This is a genomic window from Micromonospora sp. NBC_01740 (genome assembly GCF_035920365.1).
Classification (GTDB): Bacteria; Actinomycetota; Actinomycetes; order Mycobacteriales; family Micromonosporaceae; genus Micromonospora; species Micromonospora reichwaldensis.
In genome coordinates this window covers 3,367,595-3,381,349 of record NZ_CP109150.1, presented here as the reverse complement: position 1 = coordinate 3,381,349, position 13,755 = coordinate 3,367,595, and the positions used below count along the sequence as shown (strand labels likewise).

Below are 13,755 nucleotides of genomic sequence, written 5' to 3'. Positions count from 1 at the left end.
GTCAGCGGCCCGGCGGGGCGGGGCGGATCGTCCGCAGCCATCGTCGGCGCCGCCGCCAGAGCAGCACCGCCCCCAGCACGGCGGCGACGAGCAGGGCCGGCGGCACGGCCACGAACAGGATGACCGGCCGGGCCGGGAACGGGCGAGGGTCGGTCGCCGGAGCGCCGAAGCGGCCGGCCACCAGCAGGTCCCGCGCCACGTCCATCGCCCACACCTGACCGGGCGGGTCGAGCAGCGTCTCGACGTGACCGTCGGGGCGCAGGGCCACCAGTTGGACGTGCCCCGTCTCCCAGTAGCCGGTGTCGTTCCAGTCCGGGAGGTCGGTCGTGCTGGTGCCCGGCTCCGGCTCGTAGCGCAACGCCACCAGTTCGGTCCCACCGCGCCAGCCGAGCGCTCGCAGTGCCTGCCCGCGTACCGGCGGGAGCGCGGGGCCCGCGCCGTCGCGTCCGGTGGCGGCGTCGACGTACTCGACACGCCAGGTGCGGGCGGCCCGCTGGTCCGCGTCGCACCGGGTCAGGCAGCCGTCCAGGTGGAGCACGGCGACGGCTGAGCCGTCGGGGGTGAACGCGCCGATCCCGGCGAGCCGGCGTTCCGGCCCCAGCCGCCTGGACCAGGACGACTCCCCTTCGCGGTCGAGCATGACCAGTTCCTCGCCCGCGCTGACCACGATCCGTGAACCGTCCGGGGAGAAGGCGGCCAGCGAGCCGGTCCGCACGCTCCACCGGTCGCCGAGCCCCGGCCCGAGTTCCCTGGTCGCGCCGCTGGCCAGCTCCAGCAGCACCAGCCGGCTGGGCCGGCGGTCGTCCTCGGCGTCGTGGTCCACGGGTTCCGCCGAGTGGTGCAGGACGAGCAGTGCGCTGCCGTCGGGCGCCCAGGCCACCGGTGTTCCGCAGCAGGTGCCGCCGGCCCAGCCGGTGAAGACCCGGCGGCTGCCGTCGGTGAGGTCGGTGACGCCCACCCAGCCGTCGTTGGAATCGTCGGCGACGTACCGGCCGTCCGGGGAGAGCAGCACCTCCTCCCCCGCGACACTCTCCCGGCCGCCGTAGAGCAACATCCGGTACCGGCCGTCGCGGCCGAGGACCGCGACCTTGCCCTCGTGGTCGAGGCCGTCGACACCGCGCAGGCCGAGGCCGCCGCCGCTGAACAGCAGCGAGGCCGGCCCGGGCGGGTCCTGCTGCACGGTGGCCTGCCACATGTACGGCAGGCCGATCCGCTCCGGCACGCCGTCCGGGGCCGCCGCCGGCGTCGCCCACGGGCCCGGGGCCGTGAGCCCGGCCGGCACGCCGAGCGCGCAGGCCAGCACCGCCACCAGCGCCGCCCCCGCGGTACGCCAGCGGGCCCGCCGCCGCTGCCGCCGCCCGGTGGCCCACGGGTCGCCGGGCAGCCGGGCCGGCGGCATCCGCTCGCCCAGCTCACGCAGCGCGATACGCAACTCCTCGCTCATCGGTCCTCCCGGGTGGTGACGCCGACCAGGTCGGCCAGTTCGGGGGCGTGTGCCCGCAGCCGCGCCAGGGCGTCCCGCGTCTGGCTCTTGACGGTCGAGACCGAGCAGCCGAGTGCGTCAGCGGTCTCCGCCTCGGTGAGGTCCTCGAAGAAGCGCAGCACCAGCACGGCCCGTTGGCGTGGGGCGAGCCGGCCCAGTGCGGCACGGACCACCATCGCGCGGGCGACGCTGGCGGTCCCGTCGGGCATCGCCTGCTCCGGCGGGTCCGCGCGCAGGTCCACGTCCCGCCAGCGACGCCGCCAGAGCGAGACGTGCTGGGTGTACATGGTCCGCCGGACGTACGGCTCGGGGTCGCCGGCCGCGCTCACCCGCTCCCAGTGCCGAGCTACCCGGACCAACGTGAGCTGCACGAGATCCTCGGCCTGGTGCTGGTCACCGGTCAGCAGCCACGCCGCCCGGGACAGCGCCGCGATCCGCCCGGACACGTACGCCCGGAACGACTCCTCAGGGTCCACGCCCACCTCCTGACACGGAGCACGCCCGGCGGTGGCCGCGCGGGTGGGTCCGGCGGGGAGCTTTTCAGGCGTCCCAGACGAGGTCGCCGTCGGGCAGCCGGCGGGCGCCCTCGGCGGGGCGGTGCGGGGTGAGCCGGCCGTCCGGCATCAGGTGGGACACCGGCACGCCGCGCCCCAGCACGGCGACGTCGGCGATCAGCCGCCGGTGGCAGCGCCACCAGACGCTCTCGCTGCACATCACCGCCGTGGTCCGGGCCGCCGCGTCCGCCAGCACCGTCTCCAGCGCCGCCCGGAAGTCGGCGGTACGGGTGTACGCCGCGTACGCCCGGAAGGCGGCGACGGTCCACCAGGTGTCCGGCTCGTCGGTGCCGGCCGGGGTGTGCCGCCGGCCGCCGAGGCGCTGTTCCCAGCGGTAGTCCACGCCGGCCGCCGGCAGCCAGCGGGCCAGTTCCTCCCGGCGTACGTCAGGGTTGGTCCGGCTGGCCGGAAACCGCCGCACGTCCACGACGAGCGCGACCCCGGCGCCGGCCAGCAACTCGCCCAGCCGCTCCCGGTCTGCCGCCCCATGCCCCACCGTCAGCAACTCCACGAGGAGGGAATGCCCCGAATCGCGAGCGGTTACCGCCCGGGATCTCCGCGCGGGGCGGCGGGAGGCGCAGCCGGCGGCGAGGGTGGGACGGGTGTACCCCGACCTTCCGGCCGACGAGGCCGACGCGCTCGACTGGCTGGCGTTCGAGCAGGCCGGCGTCGTCACCACCGCCCAGGCGACCCGTTCGCTGACCGAGGGCACCGTACGCGGACGCGTGCGCTCCGGACGGTGGCGTGCGATCTGCCGGGGTGTCGTGCTGATGGGCAACGGCCGGCTGACCCGGGACCAGCAACTGTGGGTCGCCGTGCTCGCCGCGGGCCCGGTGCTGTCCTGGCCGGTCCGACGGCTGCCGCCGAGGCGGGCGTACGAGGACTGCGGCGCGAGCCGCTGCACGTGCTCGTGCCGGCGCACCGGCGGGCGGGGCGCACCGTGCTGGGCCGGCTGCCGATCGACATGCCGGCGGTCGTCGTGCACCGCGCGTCGGTGCTGCCACCGGCGCATCTCCAGCGCGCCCGACCGCCGCGGACCACCACGGCCCGGGCACTGGTGGACGCGGCCGGCTGGGCCCGCACCGTCGACCAGGCGCAGGCGGCGCTGGCGGCCGGCTGTCAGCAGCGACGGGTCACGCCGGCGGAGTTGTCGGCGGTGCTGGACGCGCTGCCCCGGGCCCGTCGGCGGGGGTTGATCCGGCAGACCGTGGCCGACATCGCCGGTGGCGCGGAGGCGCTCTCGGAGATCGACTTCGTCCGGCTCTGCCGCCGCCACGGCCTGCCCGCGCCTCACCTCCAGCAACGGCGCGCCGACGCCTCCGGGCGGACGCGGTGGCTCGACGCGTACTGGCGGGAGTGGGGGTTGCACGTCGAGATCGACGGCGCGCACCACATGGACGTCCGGCACTGGGCGGCCGACATGCGGCGCCAGAACGACGTCTGGACCTCGGGGGACCGCGTCCTCCGCTTCCCGGCGTGGCTGATCCGCGCCCGCCCCACCGAGGTGGCCGACTCCCTCCGCCGCGCCCTGACGGCCGCCGGCTGGCGCCCCGAGGGATGAATCTTGGACAGTTGCCGTTCCGCGGGAACGGCAACTGTCCAAGATTCCGGCTGGCGCGGACGGTGACGTCCGCCGGTGGCGCGGACGGTGACGTCCGCGCCCGCCGGGAGCGCGGACGGCGATGCGTCCGCGCCAGCCCGCCGGTGGCGCGGACAGCGCCACCGGGGATCAGGCTAGGAGACGGTGCAGGGGGTGCCGTTGAGGGTGAACGCGGCGGGCTTGGGGTTCGATCCGGTGTGGGTGCCGTTGAAGCCGAAGCTGGTCGACGCGCCCGGCGCGAGCCGGCCGTTGTAGGAGAGGCTGGTGGCGGTGACCGCGGCGCCGGTCTGGGTCCACGTCGCCGACCAGCCCTGGCCGACCTTCTGGCCGGCGTGGGGGAAGGTGAAGGCGAGCGTCCAGCCGTCGATCGCGGTGGTGCCCGTGTTGGTGAGGGTGACGTTCGCGGTGAAGCCGCTGTCCCAGCCGCTGGTCGTCCAGGTCACGGCGCAGCCGCCGGACGTGGGCGGGTCGGCGGTGGTGACGGCGACCGGCGCGGACGCCGCCGAGGCGTTGCCGGCCGCGTCCACCGCCACCACGTGGAACTGGTACGCGGTCGCGGCGGTCAGCCCGGTCACCGCCAGCGTGGTGCCGGTGGGCGAGCCGACCAGCGTGTCCCCGCCGGCGGCCGACCGGTAGACGCGGTAGCCGGTGACGGCGACGTTGTCGGTGGACGCGGCCCAGCTCAGGGTGAGCCCGGTGGCGGTGACCGCCGAGGCGGTCGGGGTGCCGGGGCGGGTCGGCGCGACGGTGTCGGGTGCCGGGGCGGCCGGCGTGGTCACCTCGGCCACGGGCGAGGCGGCCGAGCGGTTGCCGGCGCCGTCGCGGGCCCGCACGGTGAAGCGGTACGTCCGCTCGGGCAGCAGCCGGGTCACGGCCAGGGTGTTGGTGGCCGAGTTGAGCAGGACGAGCGCGTCGCTACCCACCTGCGCCTGGGTGACCTCGTAGCCGGCCAGCCCGCTGCCGCCGGCGTCGGTGGCCGCGGGCCAGGTGAGGGTCAGCCCGGTCGCGGTGACGGCCGAGGCGACGGGGGTGCCGGGGGTGGTCAGCGCGGTGGTGTCCGGGGTGGCCGGGCCGGGCTCCTCACCCCAGATCCGGGTGGCGCCGGAGTAGAGGGTGACCTTCCGGTTCGGTCCCGCCGTCGCCTGGTACGACGGGTCGTTCGTCGGGTCCCAGGTGCCGCCCTCGGGCACGCCGATCTTGAACTGCACCTCCATCCGGTGCTGCGACTGCCCGGCGGGCGCGATGGTGTGCCCGGTGCAGTCCACCTCGACGTACCAGATGTCGCCGGAGAACTGCCTGGCCGTGGACGGCGACGGGCAGCCCTGGGTGTAGCCGGGGGTGACCGTGACGGGGCCGGTGCCGTCGGGGCGGAAGTAGTAGCGGAACTTGCCGTCGGTCAGGGCGCGGGCCGGGAAGGCGGACTTGTTGTAGACGATGGCCTTGAGGCCGGTGGCGCGCGGCTCGGCCTGCATCACCGTGGTCTCCACGGTCAGCTCGTCGATGTCGGGCGTCTCGGCGCGGGGGAAGCCGGCGAGCGGGGTGCCGCCGTACTCCTGGGCGAGCCGGGCCAGCGCGGAGCTGAAGCCGGCGTTGTAGTCGGTGGCGACCTCGTTCATCACGTAGTCCGACCGGTTGTCGGTGTACGCGTCGTTGGCCGCCGACGGGCCGCCGACCAGCGCGCCGTAGAGGGTGTGCCGGGTCTCGACGGGCACCGTCTGGCTGTCCCACCAGGAGCCGTGCGCGGTGCGGTGGTGCGGGTTCTTCGGGGAGTTGGCGCCGAAACCGATGACGTAGCTGGAGGCGCGCGGGTTGTCGCCGAGGGCGTAGTTGATCTGCCGGACGGCGAAGTCCTTGTAGCGGGCCTTGCGGGTGGCGTCGGTGGTCTTGTCGCTGTAGACGAGGGCCGCGAAGGACGTGTTCGCCGCGTAGCGCAGCGCGCCCCACGAGTCGAGCACGGCCATCCCGCCGGGCGAGTACGGCACCCGCTGCCCGTTGACGCCGACGGTCCAGTAGTCGAGCCAGCGGTTGGCGTCGTCGACGTACTTCTGCTTGCCGGTCAGGTTGGCCAGCAGCACGTACGCCCCGAACTGCTTGTTGTCCCAGGCGATGGTCCACTTGTAGGAGCGGGTGGTGCTCTGGTTCTCGGTGCCGAGCTTGTCGTACTCGCTCTCGGCCTTGGCGAGGTAGGCGGCCTCGCCGGTGGCCCGGTGCAGCCAGATCGCGGACCAGACCAGCTCGTCCTGCCAGCCGCTCCAGGAGCGGTAGAAGCTGGTCGCGTCGGTGATGCACTCGTGGTAGCTCTTGCGCACCGTGTCGGCGAACGTGTGGAGCTGCCTGGCGTGCCCGAGCAGCTTGTCGGCGTAGGCGGCGTCGGTGGGCCGGAAGACCATCGACGACGCGGCCATCGCCGCCGCCGTCTCCCCCGCCAGGTCCGCGCCGCCGCAGCTCGCGTCGATCTTGTACGCGGGCCGCGCCATCTGCATCACCTCGGCCGGGCCCCACCACTTGTGGTCGTCGTCGCCCTTGCCGACCTGTCCGTAGAGGACGTTGGGCGCCGGGTGCGCCTTGATGAAGTAGTCGTTGACGAAGCGCAGGTTGTTGAGCAGGTGCGGCAGCTGGCCGGAGGCGACGTAGCCGGCGCGGTACTCGACGGCGCCCCAGGCGAGCATGGTGGCGCTGAACGCCATCGGGAAGCCGAACTTGACGTGGTCACCGGCGTCGTACCAGCCGCCGGTGAGGTCGCGCCCGACGTCGGCGCCGTCGGTGAGCGCGGAGTCGCCGCGCCAGGAGACCCGGTTCCAGTCCGGCAGCGGGCCGGACTGCTGCGCCTCGTAGAAGTAGAGCGACTTCTGCAACGCCTCGGCGTAGTTGAAGGCGGCGGCGGGCGCCGCGGCGGCGAGGGGCGCGGGCCGCGTGGCGCCCCCGGCGGCGGGCGTCGCGGCGGAGGCGGGCGCCGGGGCGGTGACGGCGAGGGCGAGGCCGGCGGCGAGGGCGCTGCCGGCGGCCAGCAGGCGGGGCAGCCAGGGCTGCTCGCCCGGCCGGCGCGGACGTCTCGGGTGACGCATGACGGGCTCCTGTCGGTGGCGTCGCCGGCGGCACCTGGGACGGCGCGCGGGATGGTGGTCGGGGCCGTGCCGGCGAGGGTGGTGGGGGTGCGGCCACGGGCCCGGGAGCGCTCCCATGGATGACCGACAATGTAATGCGACGGTCGCCGGTTTGTGAAGACGCCTGCGGGGCGCCCGCAGGGCGCCCGCGCAGGGGCGCTGACGGGAAAGCCCTTACCTGCACACCGGACGTACGTCACACCATCGATATACATGGATCGAATTACGGCGTACGGGCAGGTCATCGCCGGGACGGGTGCGCGAATGAGCGCGTCGCGGCCGGGCGGGCGACGGGCCGGGCGTTCCGGCATACGAACGTACTGTTGCCCGCCCCTTTCCGGCGCGCGACAGTACGCCCACACCAGCGGTGCCATCGACGTTGCCGCTCCCCCGGCCAACCTGAGGAGATCGCGATGGCTCTACGACTCGCCGACGGCACCGCCTGGTCCGACACCCTCGCCCGCGCGGTGGCCGCCGCGCCCGAGGCGTTCGGCTCCCCGGTCGACGGTGTCACCACCCTGCACAACCTCGTCCGCGGCGACTGGCACGCCGTGGGCACCCCCAGCCCCGTACGCACGCCGGTGGACAACACCGTGCTGGTCAACCTGGCCCGCCTCGACGCGGAGTCCGCCCGCGCCGCGGTCGCGCACGCCGCCGCCGCGCACCGGGCCTGGGCCGGCACCCCGCTCGCCGAGCGCAAGGCCCGGGTCACCGACGCCCTGGACGCGCTCACCGCCCACCGCGACCTGCTCGCCCTGCTGCTGGTCTGGGAGATCGGCAAGCCGTGGCGGCTGGCCTGCGCCGACGTGGACCGGGCGCTGGACGGCGTCCGGTGGTACGTCGACGAGATCGACCGGATGCTCGCCGACGGCCGGGAGCCGCTGCCGGGACCGGTCAGCAACATCGCGTCGTGGAACTACCCGATGAGCGTGCTCGTGCACGCCGAGCTGGTGCAGCTGCTCGCCGGCAACGCGGTCATCGCCAAGACCCCCTCGCAGGGCGGGGCGGTCTGCCTCACCGTCGCGCACGCGCTGATGCGCCGGGCCGGGCTGCCCGCCACCCTGGTCTCCGGCGGCGGCGAGGAGCTGTCCGAGGTGCTCGTCCGGGCGCCCGAGATCGGCGCGGTGGCGTTCGTCGGCGGGCGCTCCAACGGCGGCAAGGTCGCCGCCGCGCTGCTCGACTCCGACAAGCGGCACTTCATCGAGCAGGAGGGCCTCAACGCCTGGGGCATCTGGAACTTCTCCCAGTGGGACCTGCTCGCCGGGCACCTCAAGAAGGGCTTCGAGTACGGCAAGCAGCGCTGCACCGCGTACCCGCGCTTCGTGGTCCAGCGGGACCTCGTCGACGAGTTCCTCGACATGTACCTGCCGGTCGTGCGCTCCGTCCGGTTCGGGCACCCGCTCGCCGTCGGCGACGACTGGACCGCCGGTGACCCGCTGCCCGAGCTGGACTTCGGCCCGCTGATCAGCGCCGCCAAGGCCGACGAGCTGCGCCGCAAGGTCGACGAGGCGGTACGCGGCGGCGCCGTGCCGCTGCACCGGGGCAAGCTCACCGGCGCGCCGTTCCTCGACGGACAGGACACCTCCGCGTACGTGGCCCCGTCGGTGCTGCTGGCCCCGCCCGGCCGGTCCCGGCTCATGCACGCCGAGCCGTTCGGCCCGGTCGACACCATCGTCGTGGTGGACACCACCGACGAACTGCTGGCCGCGATGAACGCCTCGAACGGCGCGCTGGTCGCCTCGCTGGCCTGCGACGACGAGGAGCTGGCCGGCAAGCTCGCGGTCGACCTCCAGGCGTTCAAGGTGGGCATCAACAAGCCGCGCTCCCGGGGCGACCGGGACGAGCCGTTCGGCGGCCGGGGCGCGTCCTGGAAGGGCGCCTTCGTCGGCGGCGACCTGCTGGTGCACGCGGTGACCCAGGGCGGCGACGGCCGCCTCTACGGCAACTTCCCCGACTACAACAGCTACCCGACGACCTGAGCTGCGAGGAGGGCACTCTGTTGACGCACAGCGATGGCAGGGTGCCCTCCCTGACACCCGACGGTCGCCACGGCGACTCGCCTGGTCGCTAGCATCGACAGGTGTCCGCACTCGCGCAGATCTCCCTCGGGGTGACCGACTGCGAGCGGGCCGGCGCATTCTGGGCCGCCGCGCTCGGCTACCGACGCCGCCCGCCCCGCTATCCGGGCGACGACTGGATCGTGCTGGAGCCGCCGCCCGGCCAGCCCGGCGCCGCCCTCGCCATGGACCTCAGCGAGAGCCCGGTCGAGGAGTTTCCCCGGATCCACTTCGACCTCGACGCCGGCGAGGTGGACCTCGACGACGAGGTCTCCCGACTGGTCGCGCTCGGTGCCCGCCGGGTCGACTGGCCGCACTACCCCGCCGACCCGCACCCCACCGAGCCGCCGTACGTGGTGCTCGCCGACCCGGAGGGCAACCGGTTCTGCGTGCAGGGCCGCCACACGGGCGACGGCTGACACCCCACCCGTGCCGTCCGGACGGCGGCGGACCTCACACCCCGTGCCGCGCGGACGCGCCCTCGACCAGCGGAACGGTGAGGGTCACCAGGCCGCCGTCCCGCTCGGCCGGCGTGGGCCGGCCGAGCCGCCGCACGGTGCGCAGCATCGGGGCGTTCTCCGCGTGGACGTGCAGCACCAGGGCCGCGTAGCCGGCCTGCTCGGCGTGCCGGACCAGCCGGCGCAGCAGGGCCGAGCCGAGGCCCCGACGCTGCCAGTCGTCGCGGACCAGCAGCGCCACCTCGGCCTCGTCGCCCTCGGCGAGCAGGTTCGCCATCGCCACGACCGACTCCGCCCCGGTGTCGCCGGCCGGCTGCGTCGCCCCAGCGTCGCCCGCCGTGGCGAGCAGGGTCACGCCCCGGGCCGGCTCCAGCAGCCGACGCAGCCGGGCCGGGGCCGGCGTCCCCGCGCCGCCCAGGTAGCGCCGGTACCGGCTGTGCGCCGAGCAGCCCTCGTGCAGCTCGACCACGCCGGGCAGGTCGTCGGCGGTCGCGGGCCGTACGGTCGCCTCGGCGCCGTCGGGCAGCACCAGGGTGACCTGCTCGGCGGCCCGGCGCACGACGGCGGCCGACAGCTCGACCAGGGCCTGGGCGCGGGCGTACTCGGCCGGGGTGAAGCCCGGCACGGCGCGGCGCAGCGCGTACGACCCGCCGGCCGGGTCGTCCAGCAGCATGGTGGTGTCGGCCAGCCCACCGCCGCAGCCCGCCGACGCGGGTCGCCAGGCGACCGCGTCCGCGCCGAGCAGGGCACGCAGCGCCTCCCCGGTCGCGTCCGGGTCCCGCACCAGCCGGGTGGCCAGCCCGAGTGCCCGGGTCGGCTGATCGGCGAGCCCGCGCGCCTCGCTGCGCGCCACCCAGCAGTCCCGGCCCCGCCCCCGCCCCACGGCGGCGACGAGGCCGGCCTCGTCGAGCGTGTCCGGCGCGTCGACCAGGAAGTCGTCGACGGCACCCCGCTCGGTGGTGTGCACCTGCACGGCGAGGATGTTGACCCCCCGCAACGCCAGGCTGGCCGTGAGCACCGACAGGTAGCCCGGCCGGTCGTCCACGGTCGCTCGGATCCGCCACAGCGTCATGGTCCGCTCCCTTCCGCCTACGACCCTCGTCGGTGGCTGTTGCGGGCCGGTTGCCCGGGGGTGACGGCTACGGTTCCGTCGCGCGACCTGCGCCACAGTGCCGGCCGTCGGGCCGGCGCAGAGGTCCCCGCTGGCTCAGGTCCGGGCCGGCTCGGCGACGTGGGGCCGGCTCAGGGCTTGGCGGTCACCGGCGGCGCCCCGACCAGGTCGAGCCGGTCGCCGAGGATCACCGCGGCGGCCCGGACGAGCTGCGCCAGCCGGTCCACCTCCGTGGCGTGGAACGCCGCCGCGGCCGGCGTACCGGCGCACTCCCGGGCCACCACCAGCACCAGGCCGGCCCGGCCGAACGGCGCGACCGCGACGTGCGCGCCGCCGGGCGTGCTGATCGCCCGGGCCCGCAGCGGGGTCACCTCCGGCAGCGGCGGCGGTACGGGCGCGCGCCAGCTCGCGTACCCGACGGTCGCCTCCCCGGCGGCCCCGCTCCGGGCGGCCCAGTCCACCGGCACCACCGCGGCGACCGCCCAGTCGGCGGCGAGCAGCCCGGGAACGGCGTCGACCAGCGTGGCGACGCCGTCGACCGGGTTGGCCGCGACCTGGGCCAGCAGCTCGGCGTCCTGCCCGGAGGTGGTGGGCGCGCCGATCGCCCGCCACACCCCGTCCACCCGGACGCCGGGGATCGCCGCCAGCCCGGCGAGCAGCCGCTCGACCCGCGCCGCGCCCGGCCAGACCACGGTGAAGTCGTCCACCGCCCGCCCGCCGAGCCGCTCCAGGACGACCACCTGGACGATGTCCGCACCGGACACGCCCATGGTGCGCGCCACCTGACCGAGCGTGCCCGGACGGTCCGGCAGGGTGACCCGAACTCGCAGCAACATGTCTGAACCCTCCGCTCGGCGGGCCGGCACCGCTGGCCGGCAGGCTGGGCCCCAGCCTGGCCGGTGGGCGTTTCGCCCCTGTTGCCGCGGCATGTCCCGAGGGTCAACTCCCGACCTTGACAACATGGCGGAGCTGCCATCAACTAAACGGATGACCGAGCCGGCCGTCGACGCGCACGGGCCGGGCAGCAGCCCCGCCGCCGCCCCCCGCGGGCTGGATCTCGACCGGCTCGCCGCCCACCTGGCCCGGCACCGGCCCGAGCTGGCCGACGGCCCGCTGCGGGCCCGGCTGATCGCCGGCGGCAAGTCCAACCTGACCTACCTGCTGCACGCCGGCGGGCACGAGGTCGTGCTGCGCCGCCCGCCGCTCGGGCACGTGCTGGCCACCGCGCACGACATGGCCCGGGAGTACCGGGTGATCTCCGCGCTGGCGCCGACCGACGTGCCGGTGCCCGCCGCGCTGCTGCTCTGCGAGGACGCCGAGGTGATCGGCGCGCCCTTCTACCTGATGGAGCGCGTGCACGGCGAGGTGTTGCGCACCCGAGCCCAGACCGACCCGCTCACGGACGGCCAGCGGCGGGAGCTGGCGCTGGCGATGATGGACACCCTCGCCGCGCTGCACGCGGTCGAGCCCGCCTCGGTCGGGCTGGGCGACTTCGGCCGCCCGGAGGGCTACCTCGCGCGGCAGGTCCGCCGGTGGGCCGGCCAGCTCGACCGGTCCCGCAGCCGGCCGCTGCCCGGCATCGAGGAGCTGCGGGACCTGCTCGCCGGCACCGTGCCGGAGGGCGCCAACGCCGGCCGGATCGTGCACGGCGACTACCGGCTGGACAACCTGCTCGCCACCGTCGACCCGGTGGCCGTACGGGCCGTGCTCGACTGGGAGATGGCCACCCTCGGCGACCCGCTGGCCGACCTGGGGCTGCTGCTGACCTACTGGGACGTGCTCGGCGGCAGCGAATCGGCCGCCGGCAACCCGGTCGCCGACGGGCTCGGGCCGCGCGCCGGGTTCCCCACCGGGACGGAGCTGATCGAGCGGTACGCCGGGCGCGGCGACGTCGACGTCGGGCCGTTGCACTGGCACGTCGCGCTCGGCTGCTTCAAGCTCGCGGTGATCTGCGAGGGCATCCACTACCGGCACACGCTCGGGCAGACGCTCGGCGAGGGCTTCGACCGGATCGGCGACATGGTGGCACCGCTGGTCGAACACGGGCTGACCGCCGCCAGGGAGCGTTGATGGACTTCGCCTACGACACCCGCACCGAGCAGCTGCGGGCCGAGCTGACCGCGTTCCTGGACGAGCACGTGTACCCGGCCGAGCCGGTGCACGCCGCGCAGGTGGCCGCCGCCGGCGACCCGTGGGCCCGGCCCCCGGTGATGGCCGAGCTGAAGGCCGAGGCGCGCAAGCGCGGCCTGTGGAACCTCTTCCTCCCCGACCCGCGCCACGGCGCCGGCCTGACCAACCTCCAGTACGCCCCGCTGGCCGAGCTGACCGGGCGCAGCCCGCACCTGGCCCCGGAGGCGCTCAACTGCGCCGCGCCCGACACGGGCAACATGGAACTGCTCGCCGAGTTCGGCTCGCCGGGGCAGCAGGAGCGCTGGCTGCGCCCGCTGCTGGAGGGCGAGATCCGCTCCGCGTTCTGCATGACCGAGCCGGAGGTGGCGTCCTCGGACGCGACAAACATCGCCACCCGGATCACCCGCGACGGCGACCACTACGTGGTCGACGGGCGCAAGTGGTGGTCGTCCGGGGCGATGGACCCGCGCTGCGAGATCTTCATCGTGATGGGCAAGACCGACCCGGCGGCCGACCGGCACCGCCAGCAGAGCATGATCCTGGTGCCCCGGGACACCCCGGGCGTCACCGTGCGGCGGGGCATGACGGTGTTCGGCTACAGCGACGCCTCGCACGGCGGCCACGCCGAGGTCGACTTCGCCGACGTCCGCGTACCGGTGGAGAACCTGGTCGGAGCGGAGGGCACGGGATTCGCGATCGCCCAGGCCCGGCTCGGTCCCGGCCGGATCCACCACTGCATGCGGCTGATCGGCATGGCGGAACGGGCCCTGGAGCTGCTCTGCCGGCGGGCGCTCGAGCGGGTCGCGTTCGGCCGGCCGCTCGCCGAACAGGGCGTGGTACGCGAGTGGATCGCCGAGTCCCGGGTGCGCATCGAGCAGGCCCGGCTGCTGGTGCTCAAGACCGCCTGGCTGATGGACACGGTCGGCAACAAGGGTGCGCACACCGAGATCCAGGCCATCAAGATCGCCACTCCCGCCATGGCCGAGTGGGTGATCGACAAGGCCATCCAGGCGTACGGCGGAGCCGGCGTCAGCCAGGACACCCCGCTCGCCGCCCTCTGGGCCCAGTCGCGGACGCTGCGCCTGGCGGACGGCCCGGACGAGGTCCACCGTTCCTCGCTGGCGAAGCGCGAACTGCGCCGCTGGTCCAACTGACCCAAGACACCCCACACCGCGCTTCCCGCCCGCTCCCCCGGCCCAACCCGGCCCAGCCCGGCCCGTTGATCATGAAGTTATTGTCGCGACACGCCGACGTCGAG

At 75.1% G+C, this 13,755-nt stretch carries 11 protein-coding genes; 5 read left to right on the top strand and 6 right to left on the bottom strand.

The window, feature by feature from the left end:
- Nucleotide 1 precedes the first annotated feature (1 nt).
- The 3 genes from OG989_RS15825 to OG989_RS15815 all read right to left on the bottom strand — a co-directional run bounded on the left by OG989_RS15825 (nt 2) and on the right by OG989_RS15815 (nt 2,548).
- Nucleotides 2–1,444, bottom strand: coding sequence for a hypothetical protein (locus OG989_RS15825; RefSeq protein WP_327030927.1), 1,443 nt, complete (start codon nt 1,442–1,444; stop codon nt 2–4).
- The gene (locus OG989_RS15820) at nt 1,441–1,959 is read right to left on the bottom strand and encodes a SigE family RNA polymerase sigma factor (RefSeq protein ID WP_327030926.1); all 519 of its coding nucleotides are present in this window, start codon (nt 1,957–1,959) and stop codon (nt 1,441–1,443) included. The genes OG989_RS15825 and OG989_RS15820 overlap by 4 nt, the downstream gene beginning before the upstream one ends.
- A gap of 64 nt (nt 1,960–2,023) precedes the next feature.
- Nucleotides 2,024–2,548 carry a DUF488 domain-containing protein gene (locus tag OG989_RS15815; protein WP_327030925.1) on the bottom strand — a complete coding sequence of 175 codons (525 nt, stop codon included), beginning with the start codon at nt 2,546–2,548 and terminating at the stop codon, nt 2,024–2,026.
- A 294-nt stretch (nt 2,549–2,842) separates the two neighbouring features.
- Here OG989_RS15815 and OG989_RS15810 point away from each other — a divergent pair, with 294 nt between their 5' ends.
- On the top strand, nt 2,843–3,598 hold the full coding sequence (locus tag OG989_RS15810) for a hypothetical protein (protein WP_327030924.1): 756 nt from the start codon (nt 2,843–2,845) through the stop codon (nt 3,596–3,598).
- Between the two features lie 173 nt (nt 3,599–3,771).
- Here OG989_RS15810 and OG989_RS15805 read toward each other — a convergent pair whose 3' ends face one another.
- Nucleotides 3,772–6,702: a glycoside hydrolase family 9 protein gene (locus OG989_RS15805; RefSeq protein WP_327030923.1), complete on the bottom strand. Its 2,931-nt coding sequence runs from the start codon at nt 6,700–6,702 to the stop codon at nt 3,772–3,774.
- Nucleotides 6,703–7,154: 452 nt separating this feature from the next.
- Between OG989_RS15805 and OG989_RS15800 the strand changes: the two genes are divergently transcribed.
- Together OG989_RS15800 and OG989_RS15795 are read left to right on the top strand one after the other, a co-directional pair.
- The gene (locus OG989_RS15800) at nt 7,155–8,720 is read left to right on the top strand and encodes an aldehyde dehydrogenase family protein (protein ID WP_151456868.1); all 1,566 of its coding nucleotides are present in this window, start codon (nt 7,155–7,157) and stop codon (nt 8,718–8,720) included.
- Between the two features lie 101 nt (nt 8,721–8,821).
- Entirely contained in the window at nt 8,822–9,217 is a 396-nt protein-coding gene (locus OG989_RS15795; protein WP_151456869.1) for a VOC family protein, read from the top strand.
- A 34-nt stretch (nt 9,218–9,251) separates the two neighbouring features.
- On the opposite strand, the gene OG989_RS15790 is transcribed toward OG989_RS15795, so the two are convergent.
- Both OG989_RS15790 and OG989_RS15785 read right to left on the bottom strand, forming a co-directional pair.
- Complete coding sequence (locus OG989_RS15790) at nt 9,252–10,328, bottom strand: GNAT family N-acetyltransferase (RefSeq protein WP_327030922.1); 1,077 nt, start codon at nt 10,326–10,328, stop codon at nt 9,252–9,254.
- Nucleotides 10,329–10,498: 170 nt separating this feature from the next.
- Entirely contained in the window at nt 10,499–11,203 is a 705-nt protein-coding gene (locus tag OG989_RS15785) for an amino acid-binding protein (protein ID WP_327030921.1), read from the bottom strand.
- A gap of 151 nt (nt 11,204–11,354) precedes the next feature.
- On the opposite strand from OG989_RS15785, the gene OG989_RS15780 reads away from it, so the two are divergent.
- On the top strand, nt 11,355–12,437 hold the full coding sequence (locus OG989_RS15780) for a phosphotransferase family protein (protein WP_151456872.1): 1,083 nt from the start codon (nt 11,355–11,357) through the stop codon (nt 12,435–12,437).
- Nucleotides 12,437–13,651: an acyl-CoA dehydrogenase family protein gene (locus OG989_RS15775; protein ID WP_327030920.1), complete on the top strand. Its 1,215-nt coding sequence runs from the start codon at nt 12,437–12,439 to the stop codon at nt 13,649–13,651. The genes OG989_RS15780 and OG989_RS15775 overlap by 1 nt, the downstream gene beginning before the upstream one ends.
- Nucleotides 13,652–13,755: the final 104 nt, after the last annotated feature.

What these genes read in the sequence shown, in the direction of transcription:
- OG989_RS15825 (WP_327030927.1), bottom strand. Translation starts at nt 1,444, where the DNA reads ATGAGCGAGGAGTTGCGTATCGCGCTGCGTGAGCTGGGCGAGCGGATG.
- OG989_RS15805 (WP_327030923.1), bottom strand. Translation starts at nt 6,702, where the DNA reads ATGCGTCACCCGAGACGTCCGCGCCGGCCGGGCGAGCAGCCCTGGCTG.
- OG989_RS15790 (WP_327030922.1), bottom strand. Translation starts at nt 10,328, where the DNA reads ATGACGCTGTGGCGGATCCGAGCGACCGTGGACGACCGGCCGGGCTAC.
- OG989_RS15775 (WP_327030920.1), top strand. Translation starts at nt 12,437, where the DNA reads ATGGACTTCGCCTACGACACCCGCACCGAGCAGCTGCGGGCCGAGCTG.
- OG989_RS15785 (WP_327030921.1), bottom strand. Translation starts at nt 11,203, where the DNA reads ATGTTGCTGCGAGTTCGGGTCACCCTGCCGGACCGTCCGGGCACGCTC.
- OG989_RS15780 (WP_151456872.1), top strand. Translation starts at nt 11,355, where the DNA reads ATGACCGAGCCGGCCGTCGACGCGCACGGGCCGGGCAGCAGCCCCGCC.
- OG989_RS15800 (WP_151456868.1), top strand. Translation starts at nt 7,155, where the DNA reads ATGGCTCTACGACTCGCCGACGGCACCGCCTGGTCCGACACCCTCGCC.